The sequence below is a fragment of the Tenacibaculum sp. AWR4_210 genome, assembly GCF_056160945.1.
Genome location: NZ_JBSWYF010000109.1, coordinates 1 through 225, shown reverse-complemented (window position 1 = coordinate 225; position 225 = coordinate 1). Strand labels below are relative to the sequence as shown.

Annotated in this window: 1 protein-coding gene; it reads left to right on the top strand. The window is 43.6% G+C overall.

What is annotated here, in order from left to right; translation table 11 throughout:
• Positions 1-225: hypothetical protein (locus tag ACXAG7_RS20240; RefSeq protein ID WP_476667971.1), on the top strand; the 225-nt coding region annotated here is incomplete at both ends.

Here is a 225-nt window from a genome sequence, read left to right as displayed (position 1 = left end):
TGATGCAAACGCTTTACTTGGAGATGTTACACTAGAGATCGCGGCAGGTGCTGTTGGTACTACTGAATTAGCTGACAACGCAGTGACTACGGTTAAGATCAACGATAACGCCGTAACTACAGGAAAAATCAATAACAACGCAGTAACTACCGCTAAGATCAATGACGATGCGGTAACAGCTGCTAAAATAAACGCGGATGTTGCGGGTACTGGTTTAACACAAAA